The organism is Citrobacter sp. Cpo091 (genome assembly GCF_030332645.1).
GTDB lineage: Bacteria > Pseudomonadota > Gammaproteobacteria > Enterobacterales > Enterobacteriaceae > Citrobacter > Citrobacter portucalensis.
Genome location: NZ_JAOWHL010000034.1, coordinates 305,871 through 323,859 on the forward strand (window position 1 = coordinate 305,871; position 17,989 = coordinate 323,859).

At 51.1% G+C, this 17,989-nt stretch carries 17 protein-coding genes; 5 read left to right on the plus strand and 12 right to left on the minus strand.

The genetic code is table 11. The annotated features are described in order from the left end of the window. Positions 1-39 precede the first annotated feature (39 nt). From OGY04_RS12155 to ahpC, 6 genes are all read right to left on the minus strand, one after another. On the minus strand, positions 40-807 hold the full coding sequence (locus OGY04_RS12155; RefSeq protein ID WP_071445768.1) for a dimethyl sulfoxide reductase anchor subunit family protein: 768 nt from the start codon (positions 805-807) through the stop codon (positions 40-42). After that, positions 807-1,364 carry a 4Fe-4S dicluster domain-containing protein gene (locus OGY04_RS12160; protein WP_008784074.1) on the minus strand — a complete coding sequence of 186 codons (558 nt, stop codon included), beginning with the start codon at positions 1,362-1,364 and terminating at the stop codon, positions 807-809. Before OGY04_RS12160 ends, OGY04_RS12155 begins: the two co-directional genes overlap by 1 nt. After that, positions 1,361-3,631, minus strand: a complete 2,271-nt coding sequence (locus tag OGY04_RS12165; protein ID WP_048235898.1) for a molybdopterin-dependent oxidoreductase — start codon at positions 3,629-3,631, stop codon at positions 1,361-1,363. The genes OGY04_RS12160 and OGY04_RS12165 overlap by 4 nt, the downstream gene beginning before the upstream one ends. After that, positions 3,628-4,182, minus strand: a complete 555-nt coding sequence (locus OGY04_RS12170) for a TorD/DmsD family molecular chaperone (RefSeq protein ID WP_128611427.1) — start codon at positions 4,180-4,182, stop codon at positions 3,628-3,630. Before OGY04_RS12170 ends, OGY04_RS12165 begins: the two co-directional genes overlap by 4 nt. 223 nt (positions 4,183-4,405) lie before the next feature. Next, positions 4,406-5,971 (minus strand): alkyl hydroperoxide reductase subunit F, encoded by a 1,566-nt coding sequence (ahpF, locus tag OGY04_RS12175; RefSeq protein ID WP_286585330.1) that lies wholly within the window; start codon positions 5,969-5,971, stop codon positions 4,406-4,408. 154 nt (positions 5,972-6,125) lie between these two features. Next, entirely contained in the window at positions 6,126-6,689 is a 564-nt protein-coding gene (gene ahpC, locus OGY04_RS12180) for an alkyl hydroperoxide reductase subunit C (RefSeq protein WP_002894394.1), read from the minus strand. 374 nt (positions 6,690-7,063) lie between these two features. Between ahpC and dsbG the strand changes: the two genes are divergently transcribed. The 4 genes from dsbG to OGY04_RS12200 all read left to right on the plus strand — a co-directional run bounded on the left by dsbG (position 7,064) and on the right by OGY04_RS12200 (position 10,907). Then, positions 7,064-7,810, plus strand: a complete 747-nt coding sequence (gene dsbG, locus OGY04_RS12185; protein ID WP_048235899.1) for a thiol:disulfide interchange protein DsbG — start codon at positions 7,064-7,066, stop codon at positions 7,808-7,810. A gap of 203 nt (positions 7,811-8,013) precedes the next feature. Then, entirely contained in the window at positions 8,014-8,916 is a 903-nt protein-coding gene (citR, locus tag OGY04_RS12190) for a DNA-binding transcriptional repressor CitR (protein ID WP_048235900.1), read from the plus strand. A gap of 165 nt (positions 8,917-9,081) precedes the next feature. After that, positions 9,082-10,305 carry a phosphoadenosine phosphosulfate reductase gene (locus tag OGY04_RS12195; protein WP_286585331.1) on the plus strand — a complete coding sequence of 408 codons (1,224 nt, stop codon included), beginning with the start codon at positions 9,082-9,084 and terminating at the stop codon, positions 10,303-10,305. Then, positions 10,290-10,907, plus strand: a complete 618-nt coding sequence (locus OGY04_RS12200; protein WP_032942666.1) for an IbrB-like domain-containing protein — start codon at positions 10,290-10,292, stop codon at positions 10,905-10,907. Before OGY04_RS12195 ends, OGY04_RS12200 begins: the two co-directional genes overlap by 16 nt. Here OGY04_RS12200 and OGY04_RS12205 read toward each other — a convergent pair whose 3' ends face one another. Beyond that, on the minus strand, positions 10,908-12,068 hold the full coding sequence (locus OGY04_RS12205) for a pyridoxal phosphate-dependent aminotransferase (RefSeq protein ID WP_128611424.1): 1,161 nt from the start codon (positions 12,066-12,068) through the stop codon (positions 10,908-10,910). 132 nt (positions 12,069-12,200) lie between these two features. On the opposite strand from OGY04_RS12205, the gene OGY04_RS12210 reads away from it, so the two are divergent. Then, positions 12,201-13,289 carry an oxidoreductase gene (locus tag OGY04_RS12210; RefSeq protein WP_286585332.1) on the plus strand — a complete coding sequence of 363 codons (1,089 nt, stop codon included), beginning with the start codon at positions 12,201-12,203 and terminating at the stop codon, positions 13,287-13,289. A 111-nt stretch (positions 13,290-13,400) separates the two neighbouring features. Here OGY04_RS12210 and OGY04_RS12215 read toward each other — a convergent pair whose 3' ends face one another. The 5 genes from OGY04_RS12215 to OGY04_RS12235 form a co-directional block, all read right to left on the minus strand. After that, positions 13,401-13,598 carry a YbdD/YjiX family protein gene (locus OGY04_RS12215; protein WP_003022064.1) on the minus strand — a complete coding sequence of 66 codons (198 nt, stop codon included), beginning with the start codon at positions 13,596-13,598 and terminating at the stop codon, positions 13,401-13,403. Positions 13,599-13,661: 63 nt separating this feature from the next. Continuing rightward, positions 13,662-15,767, minus strand: a complete 2,106-nt coding sequence (gene cstA, locus OGY04_RS12220) for a pyruvate/proton symporter CstA (RefSeq protein ID WP_008784063.1) — start codon at positions 15,765-15,767, stop codon at positions 13,662-13,664. 184 nt (positions 15,768-15,951) lie between these two features. Continuing rightward, positions 15,952-16,365, minus strand: a complete 414-nt coding sequence (gene entH / locus OGY04_RS12225) for a proofreading thioesterase EntH (RefSeq protein ID WP_003022055.1) — start codon at positions 16,363-16,365, stop codon at positions 15,952-15,954. A gap of 2 nt (positions 16,366-16,367) precedes the next feature. Beyond that, positions 16,368-17,123 carry a 2,3-dihydro-2,3-dihydroxybenzoate dehydrogenase EntA gene (gene entA, locus OGY04_RS12230; RefSeq protein WP_137377145.1) on the minus strand — a complete coding sequence of 252 codons (756 nt, stop codon included), beginning with the start codon at positions 17,121-17,123 and terminating at the stop codon, positions 16,368-16,370. Beyond that, positions 17,123-17,980, minus strand: coding sequence for an isochorismatase (locus OGY04_RS12235; RefSeq protein ID WP_048226136.1), 858 nt, complete (start codon positions 17,978-17,980; stop codon positions 17,123-17,125). Before OGY04_RS12235 ends, entA begins: the two co-directional genes overlap by 1 nt. Positions 17,981-17,989 lie beyond the last annotated feature (9 nt).

Here is a 17,989-nt window from a genome sequence, read left to right on the forward strand (position 1 = left end):
CCAGGTTAACGCCTGACAGGGGTTTTTATTACCTCACGATTAATACAAATGACCGATATTCACGATGGAGCTGATCGTATCGCCAAAAAACGTCAGACGGCTCAGGAATATGCCAACAAACAGCAGGGCGAAAAGCGCTTTTGCGCGACGCTCGCCCTGACGGCTAAGCACAAAGGCCACCGCCAGACACACCAGACTCGCCAGATAAAGTGGCGACGTCAGCCAGGCATGCGCCGTCATCTGCATGATGGTGCCACCGCTTAGCCAGATAATGGGTGCGGCGATCATGACTGCCATACACACGACAATCCCCTGGCGCAATGCAGCAACGGCAGGTGCGAGGTTAAGCAGTGGAATCGCAGCACACCCCATCACCCACACCGTGATGAAGAACAACAGCATTGTCAGACCGTTGGCAATCGCCACCATTGCCGGGGCGGCATAGGTCATCCCCTGTACCGCCACCAGTGCGATACCGAGAACAGAGGCCAGAACAGCTGGTGCTTTGTGCCCTTTTGCCAAAAACGTCACCCCGACAGCTGCACCGTATAAAGTGGCGCCCAGAATCTCTCGGCTCAGCCAGGCGTGCTGCAGGTTGATCAAGGCATCGTAGGCGCGATCCGGATGCGCAAGGTGTAATATCGCCGCCACGGACGCCGCCGCCAGAACCAGTCCACTTACCAGCCAGTACAGGCGCTTGCTCTCCAGTTTTCCTTGCAGCACACGCAGCGTCAGAATGAGCGTGATCCCAACCGACATTTGGCTTAATACGGTAAAAATGACCAGAGGAAGTTCATACTTTTCCATTACTTGGCCTCCGGCTGCTTTGGTTGACGCGCAAGGATAAAACGCGTGCCAGGATTAAGCTGCGGCATACGCGGGAATCCCGGCGGATACTGCACCGCATTATCAGGTATAGGATCGGCATCCAGATCGATAAGCGTCAGCGCACCTACCGGACAGGCATTCACGCACGCCGGCTGCATGCCAACATCAAGACGCTCATAGCACATGCTGCATTTTTCTGCTTTTTTCGTCTCTTCATTAAAGCGCGGCGCACCGTATGGACAGTTGCGAATACAGTTTTTGCATCCGATACAACGTTCCGGGTTATGCACTACAACGCCATCCTCACGTTTGGTGTACGCCTCTACCGGACAAGCCGCCAGGCAGGCCGGATTTTCGCAGTGGTTACAGGCCAGCGAGTAGAACGCTCGCTCTTCATGCGGATAAATTTCTTTATCCAGCGGGTAGACGTAGCGCCAGAAACGTTCTGGCTCCAGCTGGTTAAAACTCTTACACGCCATCGCACAGCCACGGCAGCCGATACACTTATCGCTATTAACTAAAAACGCGCGCCTCATGCCGCTGCTCCTTTATCGATCAAAATGATGTCCGCAAACTGACTATGGATGGCCGCACCTGGCGCACCAGTTTTCATCAAGCCCATATCGGCTGGAGTATCCGCCACTACGTTTTGAACGTTGTATTTCCGTTTCGGGAACCAAGCCTCGTACATCACCAGGAAATCCTCCGGAACGTTAGCGGTTACCTTCGCACGTAACTCCACCTCACCTGCGGTGTTAAACACTTTCACCAGGTCATTTTCAGCGATGCCTCTTTTCCCGGCGGAAACCGGGTGCATATAAACAAACGGTTCAGGATAGAAGACCTGCATCCAGTCAAGGTTGATGAATTGGGAATGGATACCGAACTGGACATGCGGCGTAAACAGGTGGAATGGCAACGTGCTTTTTGCCTCCGGTTTGTATTCCGGCAGCGCCGTATGACCATTTTTCTCACACAGCTCAGATTTGAACTCAAACTTTCCAGAGGGCGTTTTAAACTTACGGTCATACCAGGCCGCAGAACTTGGCAGAATGGCTTTTTTCGGCCCTTCCAGTAAATCATCCCAGGAGGAGATACCAAACATTTTGGCCATTCCGTCATTGAACTCCTGGTCCAGCCAGCGCTTATGATCGAACTCCTGCGGGAATGTGCAAGAACCCGGCTCCAGCTTGTTGATTGTGCGGGAAAGTAAAACGGCGATTTCCAGATCGCATTTTGCCTCATACATTGGCTTAATTGCAGGCTGGTTGATTGAGAGCCAGTAGTGCCAATATGAGGCGTCTACGTTCCACTCTTCAAAGGCTGTGGTGACAGGCAAAACGATATCGGCATGCTGGACGGTCTCGTTAAAGAATTGGTCGGCGCACACCACCATTTCCAGTTTTTCGAATGCTTTTTCCATCTTGCTGCGATCAAAATCCTGAGCAAACGGGTTCTTACAGGCAACCCAAAGCATTCGGACAGGCGGCTCATTGGCTTCCAGAATTCCCTTTGCGGTCTGGTTGATATTCAACGAGCGATCGGAATACTGTGCGACTTCCCCCGCAGAACCAAACTCGCTGGTTGTGCCCGCCGCCCCCGGCATCCCAATGGAGCCTACCGGTGGCTTCTGCAACATGGCATTGTAGTTAAAGCCCCAGGTATGCAAATGACCGTAGCGAGCGCCACCGCCCTCAATGCCAATATTGCCGGTCATTGCCACAAAGGCATCGATCGCCCGTACGTTAGCGCCGCCGTTGACATGGCGCTGCATGCCGTAGCCAATCCACACAGTAGCAGGGTTAACCGCGGTAAATTCTTCCGCCAACTGGCGAATAACATCCGCCGACAGCCCGCAAATCTCAGATGCCCACTCTACGGTAACGTTATTACGCAAATACTCTTCAAATTCAGCATAACCATGGGAATAGTTGTTAACGAAATCCTGATCAACCAATCCTTTGTCCACCAGGTGGCGTGCCATGCCCAGCGCCAGAGCGCCATCTGATCCTGGGCGAACGCGTAAATAGAGATCGGCTTTCGCAGCGGTTTGGGTTAACAGTGGATCGATAACGACCACTTTTGCGCCTTTTTCCCGCGCCTGATAGATGTACTTCATGGTGTGCATAGAGCACCAGGCCGGGTTAGCGCCCCAAATAATAATGTATTTGGCTTTCACCATATCTTCCGGGTCGTTACACCACATGTCGCCCATGTCGTAGTTTTGCGCGTCGATACCGGCTGGCCAGCAAGGTGTTCCGGCAAAACGGGTGGTGTAACCCAGTGAAGACATCATCCCTTCAACGGCATAGTTCAATACACCAAATTTGCCTGAGTACTTGGTCAGCGCCAGACCCAACATTGAACCATCTTTCTTTTTAATCTCCAGCATCTTGGTCGCAATGCGCTGCATTGCTTCATCCCAGGAGATACGACGCCAGTTACCGCTGCCGCGAACATCCTGAACCATCGGATATTTAATGCGGTCCGGGCTGTATACCCTACGTGGATAGCTCAATCCCTTCACACACGGAGTTCCATGCGTAAACGTTGATTCAGGCGCGCCTTCCACAAAGGTGATGACGTCATCCTTCACCCAGGTTTTCAGGCTACAAGTGTCATAGCAGTTACGTGGACAGGCGTTACGATAGATTTTGTAGGTTTTGGGATTAAACGGAATTGGCGGTTGCGCCAATGCACAGCGTGAAGTCAGCAATCCCCCTGGCAGGGCAGCCACCGTTCCAAGGGCAATCAACCCTTTCAAAAATGAACGTCTGTTCAGAACTCCCGGTTCATTACTCATATTGATACTCTCGTGTTTAATTCATCAAGCCAAAAAGACAACCTTTCCGCGACGTTTTTCAACGTAACGGTTTGTGCATTTATATGTATTTTTTCTATATACGCGGGCACCCACATCGCTATATACTCAATTACATATCGAGTCATAACGATCTGGTATTCTGCTGATATCCTGGCATTTGCCGATAATAAAACTGCTAATTCCAATACGCAGGAAATATGATCATCTGGGATATTATTTACATGGTTTATAGATAGACCTATATTTGCCATGAATTCCCGAATGCTTAAGGTTGATTTACCCATTACGAGGGCATCTTCTTCAAGGTATACCGAAGCGAACGGCGGGGCTTTTAGCGTCTGCGGCCCAACAAATAGTGCATTGAAGTCGTACTCCGCCTCCAGCCACTCCTGCTCTGTTAGCGTTGAGGCATTTGTATCTAAAGCTGAATAAGCCGCTTTCAGCGTGTAACTATCGTGAGAGATAAAAAAATCACGTAACAATAACCCTGTCGATTCAAAGATCGTCAGGGTTTCATATATTTCACCCATGAATTAACCAACCATTTATTCACACAACAAATGAAAAAATAATGCAGGTTAATATAATAAAGATAACGCCCTCTCTTTCTTTGATGAAAATAATGATCAGGCTAATTAAGTGAATGTTTTAAACGGTTTATTGTTTCAAGAATTGACAATTTAAGTGTATGGAAATAAAAAACCGCCAGCGGATGACTGGCGGTTTTGGCATTGCAGGTGAGTCTTACTTTTTTTATGCTACTGTCGTGCGAATCAGATAATCAAACGAACTTAACGAGGCCTTCGCGCCTTCACCGGTCGCGATGATAATCTGCTTATACGGTACGGTGGTGCAGTCACCGGCAGCGAAAACGCCTTTCACGCTGGTTTCGCACTTGGCATCGATGATGATTTCACCCATACGGTTACGTTCAACGGCGCCTTCGAGCCAGTTGGTGTTCGGCAGCAGACCAATCTGAACAAAGATACCTGACAGTTCCACATTGTGAACATCGCCGCTCACACGGTCACGATACTCCAGACCAGTAACTTTGCTGCCATCGCCTTTCACTTCTGTCGTTTGCGCATTCAGAATGATGTCGACGTTTTTCAGACTGCGAAGCTTATTTTGCAGCACCTGGTCGGCCTTCATTTCAGGGGCAAACTCCAGCAACGTCACATGTTCAACAATACCTGCCAGGTCGATAGCCGCTTCAACGCCGGAGTTACCGCCGCCAATCACCGCAACACGCTTGCCTTTAAACAGCGGGCCATCACAGTGCGGGCAGTAGGTTACGCCTTTGGTGCGATACTGATCTTCACCCGGAACGTTCATGTTGCGCCATTTCGCGCCGGTGGCGATGATAATGCTACGTGCTTTCAGCACCGCGCCGGAGGCCGTTTCAATCTGATGCAAACCGCCTTCCTGCGCTGCTGGAATGAGTTTGCTCGCGCTCTGGCTGTCAATCACATCGACATCATAATCATCAACGTGTGCTTTCAGCGCGCCTGCCAGTTTCTGACCTTCAGTTTTCGGTACTGAGATATAGTTTTCAATATCAACAGTATCAAGGACCTGACCGCCAAAACGTTCGCCCATCAGACCGGTGCGAATGCCTTTACGTGCAGAGTACACCGCTGCCGCCGCACCTGCAGGACCAGAACCGACAATCAATACGTCATAAGCATCGCGCTTATTCAGCTCTTCAGCCGCACGTTTTTCTGCGCCAGTATCCACTTTCGCCACGATCTCAGTCAGCGTCATACGCCCCTGACCGAACTCTTTGCCGTTCATAAATACCGCCGGAACGCCCATCACGTTACGATCGGTGATTTCGTTCTGGAAAGTACCGCCGTCAATCGCCGTATGTTTGATACGTGGGTTCAGCACCGCCATCAGGTTCAGCGCCTGCACCACGTCCGGGCAGTTATGGCAGGAAAGTGAATAATAGGTTTCAAACTCAAAATCACCGTCGAGATCGCGGATCTGCTCCAGCAACGTCTGCGCCTCTTTTGACGGATGACCACCGGTCCACAACAGCGCCAGCACCAGAGAGGTAAACTCATGACCCAGCGGAGAACCGGCAAAACGCGGTCCCTGGTGAGAACCGGGATTGGTAATCAGGAACGATGGCTTACGCACCGCCAGAGTATTGTCTTCTTTGAAGGTGACTTTTTCTGACAGTTCAGCAATTTCAGTCAGCAGTTCCTTGATTTCTGCCGATTTAGCGCTGTCGTCCAGCGTCGCAATCAGCTCAACAGGTTTGGTCAGTTTCTCAAGGTAAGCCCTGAGCTGGGTTTTCATATTTGTGTCGAGCATTCTTCTTCCCTCTCTGAAAACATCATCATGCAAGCCGATTTTGCGGGACTGCATTAATGCAACTTGCGTCATGGTGCTGGAATGAAACAGGCGCAAATTTGCGCCTGTGGAATGCCGGATGCACTACGTTTATCCGGCCTACAAACTATGCGACTTAGATTTTACCAACCAGGTCCAGAGATGGCGCTAAGGTTGCTTCACCTTCTTTCCATTTTGCCGGGCAAACTTCACCTGGGTGGGAAGCGACGTACTGTGCTGCTTTGATTTTACGCAGCAGGTCAGACGCATCACGACCGATACCTTCAGCAGTAACTTCGATTGCCTGGATGATACCCTGCGGGTCAACAACGAAGGTTGCGCGGTCAGCCAGACCTTCATCTTCACGCATGTTGTCGAAGTTACGGGTCAGGGCGCCAGTCGGGTCGCCGATCATCGCGTATTTGATTTTCGCGATGGTTTCAGAGCTGCTGTGCCATGCTTTGTGGGTGAAGTGGGTGTCGGTAGAAACGGAATACACATCTACGCCCAGTTTCTGCAGTTCTTCGTAATGGTCTGCAACGTCACCCAGTTCGGTCGGGCATACGAAAGTAAAGTCAGCCGGGTAGAAGAAGAAGACGCTCCAGCGACCTTCGGTATCTTTCTCGGTTACTTCGATGAACTCACCGTTTTTGAACGCCTGGTTTTTGAAAGGTTTAATTTTGGTATTAATCAAAGACATCTGTACTTCCTCCGTGTTTTCGTTGAGAGATAAGTTAACGAAAATCTCTTCGCAGGGCTAATGCGTTTCCTTTATCAAATCAATAAGCGTTAACTAACAACCCACTCAAACTCATGTTGTGAACCTAAAGATAAAAGTAAAAAAGGCCCCCTTTGCAGGGAGCCTCATTACCCGAGCTACCCGCAGGTAACGTCAGTGCCAGCAGGGCTGGCTATGTGTTGCGCTCTACATTACCTTAACAAAGGTCGTAACAGCGATGGGGATTACATCACCCAACTAAAGAAAGGGCAATCGACAGACCGTCGATCTTACCTATGGCTGTGATAGGTTTTGCAATTAAGCCCACTTTCCTGCTGATTTTATAAGGAAAATCAATGTTTAAACGCACCTTACTCTTAACTCTTCTCCCCGCTATCGTGCACGCAGAGGAGCTCCCTGCCCCTGTTAAAGCCATTGAGAAACAGGGAATTACGATCCTGAAGCCCTTCGACGCACCGGGTGGAATGAAAGGCTATCTGGGAAAATACCAGGACATGGGGGTCACTATCTATGTCACGCCTGACGGTAAACATGCCATCTCCGGCTACATGTATAATGAAAAAGGAGAAAACCTCAGTAATGCGCTCATAGAAAAAGAGATCTATGCCCCTGCCGGACGTGAGATGTGGCAGCGAATGGAAAAAGCGTCGTGGATTCTGGACGGGAAAAAAGAAGCCCCGGTCATCGTTTACGTGTTTGCCGATCCCTTCTGTCCTTATTGCAAACAGTTTTGGCAGCAGGCGCGCCCATGGGTAGATTCCGGTAAAGTTCAGCTGCGTACGCTGCTGGTTGGCGTGATCAAGCCCGAAAGCCCGGCAACTGCTGCTGCGATCCTGGCATCCAAAGATCCGGCCAAAACCTGGCATGACTATGAAGCATCCGGCGGGAAAATGAAGCTGGAAATCCCGGCTTCAGTCCATCCTGAACAGATGAAAGTACTGAATATCAACCAAAAACTCATGGATGATTTAGGTGCTAATGTGACGCCCGCGATCTACTACATGAGCAAAGACGATACGTTACAACAGGAAGTGGGATTACCCGATAAAGATAAATTAAATATTATTATGGGAAATAAATAAAGGTAACAGAATGAGTGATTGTTATGGTTCTCATTTCAATCACTCTTTAAAATGTATTTTTATCGTAACCATCAAGCAATTTGTGTTATTTTAGTTTAAGTTAATTATTCATTAAGCTATAAACATAAATTCTAAGAATGATTAGAATTTAAATTATTCAAGAATTGAATTATCCTATACATTACCATCACAGGAAGGTATGCATGGCTAACCTCTATGACCTCAAAAAATTCGATCTTAACCTGTTGGTAATTTTTGAATGTATTTATCAACATTTGAGCATCAGTAAAGCTGCGGCAACACTGTATATCACCCCTTCAGCCGTCAGCCAGTCATTACAGCGACTGCGTACACAGTTTAACGACCCCTTGTTTATTCGCTCAGGCAAAGGCATTACGCCTACGGTCACAGGGGTAAACCTTCATCTTCACCTTGAAAAAAATCTCAATAATCTGGAACAAACCATCAATATCATGCACGGTTCCAGCCTGAAAAATAAATTCGTCATCTACAGTCCACAAATTACAACCAACCTGAATGTGACATCTTTAATTAATAGCCTCAGAGAAAATTCAGATATTGAAATTGAGCATCATGATATATTAATGTCAGCAGAAACGGCCGAAAACATCCTTGCCTATCGTAAAGCCGATCTGGTGATTACAACAACGCCGGTCCACAACCGTTCTATCGTATGTACTCAATTCAAGATCATTGACTGTGTTTTAGTGTGCAGTGGCAACCATCCCAGAATAAATGAGACGAGCACACTCGAACAAATCCAACAAGAGCAATTTACATATTTTTCCTCTGAAGATCAGGGTATTAAAGATTATCGTTCCCGTGCCAGCGAATCGATGGCATTCCATAAAGTAGGTTTTAGTAGCGACTCCTTACTCTCGATTGCTAACGTTATCGCCAGTACGGATATTATTGGTGTAATCCCCAGACAAATTTATGAAATTTATCAGCCAGCATTGAAATTTAAAGAAATTAAAACCGATTTTGAATTACCAAAAGTAAAATTATTCATAATGTATAACCGGGCATCATTGAATAACAAAGCCTTCGCAGAATACATAAGCAAACTATCCTTGGATAGTTAAGGATAACATGATTAAAAGCACATTATAATTCATATAAAATATACAATAACAAAATAGCATGCAAATAATGAATATATTTAAATATTGCATGTCGCAAGAAAAAGCCTATCTTATTACGGACATTTATTATGGCTGCAAATAATAAAAATTCGATATGGATTTGATATGTCTGTTTATAAAATACCGTTGGATAAAAATGTTCTGCAAGCAGCACAGGAACGCATTACCTGGACGCTTGAGACTCTACCGCGTGTCTGCGTTTCTTTCTCTGGAGGTAAAGATTCGGGGTTGATGTTACATCTGACCGCCGCCATTGCCCGTCAGTTACAGAAAAAAATAAACGTCTTATTTATCGACTGGGAGGCTCAGTTTTCCTGCACTATCGACTATGTCCAGGCGCTACGCGAGAATTATTCCGATGTCATCGAAGAATTTTATTGGGTTGCATTGCCGCTGACGACGCAAAATTCACTGTCACAATTTCAGCCTGAATGGCAATGCTGGGAGCCGGGTACTCAATGGGTTCGCCAACCGCCTGCAGATGCCATTACCGATCCCGAGTTTTTCTCTTTCTACCAACCCGGTATGACTTTCGAGCAATTTGTTCGTGAGTTCGCTGAATGGTTTTCGCAGAAACGACCGGCCGCCATGATGGTCGGGATCCGCGCCGATGAGTCATATAATCGTTTCGTCGCCATTGCGAACTCGAAAAAACAGCGTTTTGCCGATGACAAACCCTGGACCACCAGCGCCCCCGGCGGGCATACCTGGTATATTTATCCGATTTATGACTGGAAAACTGCTGACATCTGGACGTGGTTTGCGAAGTCAACGCTCCCGTGTAATTCCCTGTACAACCTGATGTATCAGGCGGGGGTTCCCACGCGATACATGCGTATCTGCGAACCCTTTGGACCAGAACAACGCCAGGGGCTGTGGCTTTACCATGTTATTGAGCCTGAACGCTGGGCAATGATGTGCTCCCGCGTCAGCGGGGTAAAAAGTGGCGGGATATATGCTGGTCAGGACAACCATTTTTACGGTCACCGCAAAATATTAAAACCCGAACATTTAAGCTGGCAGGAATACGCCATGCTGTTATTGAAGAGTATGCCGGAAACGACCGCTGAACATTACCGCAATAAAATCGCCGTCTATTTACAGTGGTATAAGAAAAAAGGCATGGAGAATATCCCACAAACCCAGGAAAGAGATATTGGTTCAGTGGATATTCCGTCATGGCGGCGTATCTGTAAGGTCCTGCTGAATAACGACTATTGGTGCCGGGCTCTCTCATTTAGTCCAACGAAACCCAAAAACTATCAACGCTACAATGAGCGCATGAAAACAAAACGCCAGGAATGGGGACTCTTATGCAACAGCGATTAACTCAGGAACTCCTCGGCTTTCTTTCTGGTTTATCAGAACCAGAGAGAATTGAAGCCATAAATGAATTCAGAAAGGCAATACACAGCGTCAGTCCCTTTCGCGAGGAGCCCGTAGATTGCGTACTTTGGGTTAAAAATGATCATATTTCACCCAATGACTACAACCCCAATAACGTTGCGCCACCGGAGAAAAAGCTGCTGCTGAAGTCCCTCGAAGCTGACGGGTTTACGCAGCCCATTGTAGTGGTTCACTCAACGGCTGAAGAATACGAAATTGTCGACGGTTTCCACCGCCACGAGTTAGGTAAAGCCAAAGCCTCACTGAGGCCCAGGCTGAAAGGATATCTGCCGGTTGCCTGTTTAGAACGCGAACGCCATGAGCGTATGGCGGCAACCATTCGCCACAACCGCGCCCGCGGGCGTCATCAAATCCACGCCATGTCCGAGATTGTCCGCGAGCTATCGCAACTGGGCTGGAGTGAAGAAAGAATTGGCAAGGATCTTGGTATGGACAGCGACGAGGTGTTACGCCTGAAGCAAATCAACGGCCTGCAAGCGTTGTTTGCTGACCGTCGATTCTCCAAAGCCTGGACTGTGAAATAGCTACAACGAAACCAGACGCTCGGCTGCCGCTAACAGCGTCGATTCTTGCTTGGCAAAACAGAGGCGAATCAGTTTATGCGGGAAAGGATCGGCGCAGAACACCGACAGCGGAATTGCCGCAACGCCCACTTCAGTGGTCAGCCACTGGCAAAACTCCACGTCGTTAAGCGAGGAAACGGCGCTGTAATCGACCAGTAAAAAGTATGTGCCTTCACACGGCAGAATTTCCAGTCGGCTGTCACGCAGCGCGTTCACTAACACGTCGCGTTTTTTCTGATAAAACGCGGGCAGTTCGCGATAGTGTGCCGGATCTTCTCGTAGCATATCCGCCAGTGCGAGCTGAGCCGGCGTGTTGACGGAAAACGTCAGATACTGGTGCACTTTTCGTAGCTCAGCGCTAATGGCGGCTGGCGCAACGCAGTATCCGACCTTCCAGCCGGTCATATGGTAGGTCTTACCAAACGATGAAACAGCAACAGCGCGTTCCCGCAGCTCTGAATGTGCCAGCACGCTGGCATGCCCCTGTTTGGCGAAACAGATATGCTCATAAACTTCGTCGCTGATGACAAAGATCTCGCGTTCTTTAATCGCCTGCCACAGCGCGTCAAAATCGGCGTGATGCCACACGGTGGCAGAAGGATTATGTGGCGTGTTCAGGATAACCAATCGGGTACGGTCGCTGAGTAAGGCACCAAACGCCTGCCAGTCGACGCGAAAAGCTGGTGGTTGCAGGGCGATACGTTTAACCACACCGCCGGATAATTCAACCGCAGGCGCATAGCTGTCGTAGCTCGGGTCGAAACAAATCACCTCATCACCAGGGCGCACCAGCGCAGTGATCGCGGCATACAATGCTTCCGTTGCCCCCGCCGTGATAGTCACCTCACTATTCGCGTCAGGTTTATAGCCGTACAGGTCTGCCGTTTTATCCGCGATGGCTTCGCGCAGCGGCTGCACGCCGGTCATCGGCGCATACTGGTTTGCGCCATGCGCGACGTGATACGCCAAACGCTCTTGCAAAAAGAGTGGACCGTCAAAATCAGGAAATCCTTGCGAGAGGTTAATGGCCTGATGCTGCTGCGCCAGCGCACTCATTTGCGTGAAGATAGTGGTGCCCAGATTAGGTAGTTTGCTTTGCGGAATCAGCGGGTTATTACTCATTATTGTTATCCCAGCGTGTGATGTTGTGGTTGAAGCCACTATAGCACGATGCTAGTATTTGGCAATCAAGACGTTCAGACGTCTATATAAAAATAACCTGCCTGGACAGGACAGCCAAAAGGACAACACAACATGAGTAATACCGAAATTCGCGTCGTCACCGGCCCAGCTAACTATTTTTCCCATCCTGGTAGCCTGTCGAGACTGAACGATTTTTTCTCTGCCGACCAACTTTCACGCGCCGTGTGGGTTTATGGTGAACGCGCCATCGATGCGGCCCGCCCTTACCTGCCAGAGGCTTTTCATCTTGCCGAGGCTAAACGCCTGCTGTTTACGGGACATTGCAGCGAAACCGATGTTGCCCAACTGGCAAAAGAGTCGGGAGAGGATCGCAGTGTGGTGATTGGCGTGGGTGGCGGTACATTGCTCGACACCGCTAAAGCGTTGGCCCGTCGTCTGGAACTGCCGTTTGTCGGTATTCCTACTATCGCGGCGACCTGCGCTGCCTGGACGCCGCTCTCTGTCTGGTATAACGATGCGGGCCAGGCACTACATTTCGAAATTTTCCCTGACGCGAACTTCCTCGTGCTGGTCGAACCCGGGATCGTTCTCAATGCGCCAGAAGAATACCTACTGGCGGGGATCGGCGACACGCTGGCAAAGTGGTATGAAGCCGTCGTGCTCGCACCTCAGCCGGAAACACTGCCATTGACAGTACGTCTGGGTATTCAAGCCGCGCAGACCATCCGCGACGTCCTGCTGGAAAGCAGCGAGCAGGCGCTGGCAGACAAACAACAAGGCACGCTAAGCCGCACATTTTGCGATGTGGTGGATGCGATTATTGCCGGAGGCGGCATGGTTGGTGGTCTGGGTGAGCGCTACACACGCGTGGCGGCGGCGCATTCTGTTCACAATGGCCTGACCGTCCTCCCACAAACCGAGAAGTTTTTACACGGCACCAAAGTGGCGTACGGCATCCTGGTGCAGAGCGCGCTGCTGGGACAAGATGACGTGCTGGCGCAGTTAATTACCGCTTATCAGCGATTCAACCTGCCAACCCGATTAGCTCAACTGGAAGTGGACATCAATAACCGCGCCGAAATCGACAAAGTGATTGCGCACACTCTGCGCCCGGTGGAGTCCATTCACGCCCTGCCGGTAACGTTAAAGCCGGAGACACTGCGCGCAGCATTCGAAAAGGTAGAGTCGTTTACGGTGTGATTATGGTGCGGGTTGCCTGATGGCGGCTTCGCCTTATCAGGCCTACGACGACAAATTACGCCAATACGATGTTGTAGGCCGGATAAGCGTCAGCGCCATCCGGCAAAAAAATCAACAGCACTTCGCGCCACCTTTCCCGCCATATCGCGCATCCTGGCGCTCGCGGAAAAATTCTTCGTAGGTCATTGGCGTCTGGTCCGGATGCGTGACGCGCATATGTTCAACATAATTGTCGTAATCCGGCACACCTATCATTAATCGGGCGGTTTGACCTAAATACTTCCCGGCTTTGGCGAGTGTTTCAAACATAGTGTTTCCCTGTCGTACAAACGCCCTCCCCGTTCAGGAGAGGGCTCGTTGGTAAAGAGAATATTAGTGCGCGCCTTTCGCCTGCGCCACGATCTCTTCGACATTCTCAGGCATCGGCTCGTACGGTGTCTCTTTCGAAGTTGGTTTGTCCTCTTTCAATGCTGCCAGCGCAGTTTTGATGGAGAACAGACCCAGCACCACAACGACGACCATGAAGAAGATGGTAAGACCCGCATCCAGGCGGTTGTTAAACACCAGTTGCGTCAGCTGCGACTGGGTGTACTGCGCCGGAATGTTACCGCTGTCGATCATCGCCTGGAACTTGTTGGCGATAGCCAGGAAGCCGATTTTCGCATCCGGGCTAAACGCTTTCTGCCAGCCAGCGGTCAGGGTACAAATCAGCAGCCAGGCGGTTGGGACCAGTGCCACCCACGCGTAGCGCTGGCGTTTCATCTTGAACAACACCACAGCACAGAGCATCAACGCCATACCGGCCAGCATCTGGTTAGCGATACCAAACAGCGGCCACAGGGTATTAATACCACCCAGAGGATCCACCACGCCCTGGTGTAAGAAGTAACCCCAGGCCAGCACGCACAGCGCTGTAGCCAGCAGGTTTGCAGGCAGCGAATCGGTACGTTTCAGGCTCGGTGATACCACGCCCAGCAAGTCCTGCAGCATAAAGCGCGCGGCGCGTGTACCGGCATCTACCGCCGTCAGAATAAACAACGCTTCAAAAAGAATGGCGAAGTGATACCAGAACGCCACATCCATCATGCCGCCCAGTGCGCCATGCAGAATGTACGCCATCCCGACGGCCAGCGTCGGCGCACCACCTGCGCGGGAGATGATGGATTGCTCACCCACTTCATTGGCGATTTGATGCAGGGTGTCTGGCGTAATGGCAAAGCCCCAACTGCTGACTACCTGTGCCGCAGAAGCCACTACGTCAACCGTGCCCGCAGGAGCCAGCACCGCCATCGGGCTGTTCATTGCAAAGTACACGCCCGGATCGATGATGCACGCGGAAACCAGCGCCATAATGGCGACAAAGGATTCCATCAGCATTCCGCCGTAGCCGATAAAGCAGGCCTGCCCTTCATTAGCCAGCATCTTCGGCGTGGTGCCGGAGGAGATCAGCGCATGGAAGCCAGATACCGCACCACAGGCAATGGTAATAAACAGGAACGGGAACAAGTTACCGGTCCAGACCGGGCCAGTACCGTCAACAAACTTGGTCAGCGCTGGCATGGTCAGCGTTGGACGCATGATCAGAATCCCTACCGCCAGGCCAACGATGGTGCCGATTTTCAGGAAGGTAGAGAGGTAATCACGCGGGGCCAGCAGCAGCCACACCGGCAGGACGGCGGCAACAAAACCGTAGCCCACCAGCATCCACGTCAGCTGTACGCCGGTAAAGTCAAAGTACGGTGCCCAGGTCGGGCTTTCAGCCACCCAGCCGCCGGAAATAATGGCAAACACCAGGAACACCAGACCGATGACCGACACTTCACCAATGCGGCCCGGGCGCAGATAGCGCAGATAAATTCCCATGAAGATCGCCAGCGGGATGGTGAACGCTACGGTGTAGGTTCCCCACGGACTGTGGGTCAGCGCTTTCACGACAATCATCGCCAGTACTGCGAGAATAATCACCATGATCATAAAACAGGCCACCAGCGCAATAACGCCCGCCGTTGGGCCCATCTCTTCTTTCACCAGTTCGCCAAGGGAACGACCATCGCGACGGGTAGAAACAAACAGCACCATGAAGTCCTGCACCGCACCCGCCAGTACCACCCCGGCGAGCAGCCAGATCATCCCCGGCAAATAGCCCATTTGCGCCGCCAGCACCGGTCCAACTAACGGACCCGCTCCGGCAATTGCCGCAAAATGGTGACCAAACAGCACTTTTTTATCGGTGGGAACATAATCCAGACCGTCGTTATGGCGCACGGCTGGCGTCATACGCGTCGGGTCAAGCGCCAGTACATTTTTCGCGATGTACAGGCCGTAGAAACGGTAAGCGATAAGGTAGACACAGACCGACGCCACGACTATCCACAACGCGTTGATCTGTTCACCACGATTTAATGCGATATAGCCGAGGGCAAATGCTCCCATAACGGAGAGCACTGTCCAGACGAGGTACTTCCCTGATTTGTTCATAGTTGTTATCCGTTGTCCGATCCAGAGAGATGTTACATTTTGTTTCTATAACATCTTTTCTGAATTTAACAACCTGACAACCATGCAAACCCGAAGTATCACTGAGTATTTACATTGCATTGTTAACTAGATCACTTCATTTACCTGTTAACTCTGCAATTTCATTTTACTTTGCCGGGTGATCTCACCCCATCACTGCAGTGCCTAAACGACAGGTGCAACAGCGTCGTCCCTGCTCATCAAAGATGACGATTTCCCAGCTTTGATTTTGACGCCCAAGGTGCAGCGGCTGGCAAACGCCGCGCACTTTCCCTTGCGATACCGCCCGATGATGCGTGGCGTTGAGTTCCGTCCCCACTACGCATTGCCCGTCTCGGGTCATCAGATAACCCGCCATTGAACCCAGCGTTTCCGCCAGGGCCGCGGATGCGCCGCCGTGCAGCAGGCCAAATGGCTGATGCGTGCGGCTATCCACCGGCATTTCGGCTTCCAGCACATCATCACCCAGCCGGGTGTAGACCATGCCTAAATGCGCCACCATCGTGTTCTGACTGGTGGCATTGAGTTCATCCAGCGTTAAATGACGCTTCCAGATCATCGTCATGCCCCCAGCGTGGAACCGCCGTCCACCACGATATCCTGTAACGTAATGTGGCTGGCCAGATCAGAGGCGAGGAATAAAATAGTGTTAGTGATCTCTTGTGGCCGGGCGATTTTCCCCAGCGGAATCCCGAGTTTAAACTGCTCGCCAAATCCACGAATGCGCTGTTGCTCCGCGTCATCGCTAACCCACAGCGTGCGCTGCATATCGGTGTCGGTCGAGCCTGGCGACACCACATTACAGCGCACACCGCTGCCCGCCAGTTCAAGTCCGACGGTCAGCGCCAGACTTTTCAACGCGGCTTTTGACGCGCCGTAAGCACTCATGCCGATACGCGGCGTGTGCGCCGCATCCGACGCGACGGTCACGATCGCCCCGCCCTGCTGGCGACGAAACTGCGCCATCGTCTGCTGAAACAGATTGAACGCCCCACCAACGTTAACCGCAAACGTCTGCTGCCACTCCTCTGCGCTCAGCGCATCGGTGGCCCCCATACGCAAAATACCTGCGGCATTGACCAACACATCTAAACGCTCGCGCGCTTTGAGGACGCGCTGGCACACTTCAGCTACCTGTCCGGCATTCGCCACATCCAGCACTTCGGTCGCAAACGGGTAGTTATCCTGAGGAAATTCGCGATCGAATCCTGTCACCTCAGCGCCAGCATTCGCAAATGCCAACGCCGTGGTGTAGCCAATCCCTTTACCCGCGCCGGTTACCCAGACGGTTTTCCCGGCAAAATCAAATCCAGCCATTACTTCACCTCGCGGGAGAGCAGCGCCCACCAAGCGTCAATGGTCGGTTTTTTCGCCAGCATCACGAAATCAATGTCACCATGAACCTTACGCCAGCGCGCCGCCAGCGCCATCATGCGCACGGAATCCAGCCCGTAGTCGATCAGGTTTTCGTCATCCATCGGCTCTTCAGACTCATCCAGCAACGGCAGAATAACGCTGCGCAACGCATCTTTACTGGTCGGGACCGGTGTCGGCAATAATTCCTGGGTCATTACCACACGCCCGGAACGTCCCGCCACGTATTTCAGCGACATCAGGTGTTCGTCACGGCTAAAGTCCGCCAGCGCATCGGCAACCATAAACGGCTTGATGTCACGCATGAAGGCGTCCGTTGCGGTGGTCATACAGCCGATATGCGCATACACCCCGGTAATGATCAGTTGATTACGCCCGGTTTCCTTGAGCATCTGTTCCAGCGGGGAACGATGAAATGCGCTATAACGCCATTTCACCAGAATGGTATCCGCTTCATCCGGCGCCAGCGCCTCAACGATCTTTTGTTGTTCCGGGGAACGCGTCAGGCCCGGTCCCCACATATCATTGAGCAGAGCGCGGTCTTCATCACTCTGTTCTTTCGGCTGAGCGGTGTAATACACCGGAATGTTATGCTCTTTGCAGTACTGGCGCAGCGCGGCGATGTTCGCGACGACCTGCTCCATCATCGGGCAGTTATTGCCCCAAAAGCCGATAAAATAATCCTGCATGTCGTGGATCAGCAGCGCGGCGCGTTCAGGGTCAAATGCCCAGTCGACTTTGTTCACCGGAACATCGAGCGCCGTTGGTAGCGCATAAGCCTGCAGTTTAGGAATTGCCATTTCTATTTC

Coding starts and splice junctions, on each gene's coding strand:
- OGY04_RS12210 (WP_286585332.1), top strand. CDS start 12,201: ATGAGTAATACCGAAATTCGCGTCGTCACCGGCCCAGCTAACTATTTT.
- OGY04_RS12170 (WP_128611427.1), bottom strand. CDS start 4,182: ATGGGTGAAATATATGAAACCCTGACGATCTTTGAATCGACAGGGTTA.
- OGY04_RS12215 (WP_003022064.1), bottom strand. CDS start 13,598: ATGTTTGAAACACTCGCCAAAGCCGGGAAGTATTTAGGTCAAACCGCC.
- ahpF (WP_286585330.1), bottom strand. CDS start 5,971: ATGCTCGACACAAATATGAAAACCCAGCTCAGGGCTTACCTTGAGAAA.
- OGY04_RS12155 (WP_071445768.1), bottom strand. CDS start 807: ATGGAAAAGTATGAACTTCCTCTGGTCATTTTTACCGTATTAAGCCAA.
- OGY04_RS12205 (WP_128611424.1), bottom strand. CDS start 12,068: ATGAGTAATAACCCGCTGATTCCGCAAAGCAAACTACCTAATCTGGGC.
- entH (WP_003022055.1), bottom strand. CDS start 16,365: ATGATCTGGAAGCGTCATTTAACGCTGGATGAACTCAATGCCACCAGT.
- OGY04_RS12165 (WP_048235898.1), bottom strand. CDS start 3,631: ATGAGTAATGAACCGGGAGTTCTGAACAGACGTTCATTTTTGAAAGGG.
- OGY04_RS12195 (WP_286585331.1), top strand. CDS start 9,082: ATGTCTGTTTATAAAATACCGTTGGATAAAAATGTTCTGCAAGCAGCA.
- ahpC (WP_002894394.1), bottom strand. CDS start 6,689: ATGTCTTTGATTAATACCAAAATTAAACCTTTCAAAAACCAGGCGTTC.
- entA (WP_137377145.1), bottom strand. CDS start 17,123: ATGGCTGGATTTGATTTTGCCGGGAAAACCGTCTGGGTAACCGGCGCG.
- cstA (WP_008784063.1), bottom strand. CDS start 15,767: ATGAACAAATCAGGGAAGTACCTCGTCTGGACAGTGCTCTCCGTTATG.
- OGY04_RS12200 (WP_032942666.1), top strand. CDS start 10,290: ATGCAACAGCGATTAACTCAGGAACTCCTCGGCTTTCTTTCTGGTTTA.
- OGY04_RS12235 (WP_048226136.1), bottom strand. CDS start 17,980: ATGGCAATTCCTAAACTGCAGGCTTATGCGCTACCAACGGCGCTCGAT.
- OGY04_RS12160 (WP_008784074.1), bottom strand. CDS start 1,364: ATGAGGCGCGCGTTTTTAGTTAATAGCGATAAGTGTATCGGCTGCCGT.
- citR (WP_048235900.1), top strand. CDS start 8,014: ATGGCTAACCTCTATGACCTCAAAAAATTCGATCTTAACCTGTTGGTA.
- dsbG (WP_048235899.1), top strand. CDS start 7,064: ATGTTTAAACGCACCTTACTCTTAACTCTTCTCCCCGCTATCGTGCAC.